Genomic DNA, 670 nt, shown 5'->3' on the forward strand with positions numbered 1-670 from the left:
GTGCATGTTCCGTCAATCGCCGTCGATCGCCGTGGCAATGCGGGCGATGGCCTGCTGATAGACGCTCGCGGAATTCCAGCCGGCAATCGCGCCCATATTCGCACTCGCGCTCGCACCTGCCCGCCAGCCATGGCCCTTGAGGAAGTTGGCAGTGGAAGCCAGCGCCGTGCCCTTGTCGCGCAGGTTTCCGCCGCCGACGCCATATTTCAGGACGTTTCCTGGCAGGAACTGCGTGTGTCCGATCTCGCCATGCGCGGCCCCGACCGACGAGGCTGTCAACGCCCCGCGATCGACCAGCTTCAGGGCGGCGATCGCATGCGGGTAGAAGAACCCCGGGCGGCGGCAATCATAGGCAAGCGTCAAAATCGCAGAGACGGTGTTCTGGTTGCCCATGGCCGAACCGAAGCCGGTTTCCATACCCCAGATGGCCAGCAACACGCCCGGCGACACGCCGTAATTCGCTTCGATCTTGGAGAACAGCGCCGCATTCGACTTTTTCAGCGACCGGCCCTTGGAGATAATCGCCGCGCCGCCGCGCCGCCGCATGAAATCGTCCACCGAGCCGCTGAAGGCCTTGTGAATGCCGCGGTCGACGGAGATGGTCTTTGTCGCGTAGTTCGCCCCGGCCAGAGCGGCCAGCCCCTTGGCGCCCACACCTTCCGACCTGGCC

At 64.8% G+C, this 670-nt stretch carries 1 protein-coding gene; it reads right to left on the minus strand.

Annotated features, from left to right (window positions below):
• Nucleotides 1-12: 12 nt before the first annotated feature.
• Nucleotides 13-670 (minus strand): lytic transglycosylase domain-containing protein (locus ENZ75_RS33550; protein ID WP_128278689.1); only part of this gene is annotated, 658 nt, incomplete at its 5' end.

The organism is Mesorhizobium sp. M7A.F.Ca.CA.002.04.1.1 (assembly GCF_004022805.1).
Lineage (GTDB): Bacteria > Pseudomonadota > Alphaproteobacteria > Rhizobiales > Rhizobiaceae > Mesorhizobium > Mesorhizobium ciceri.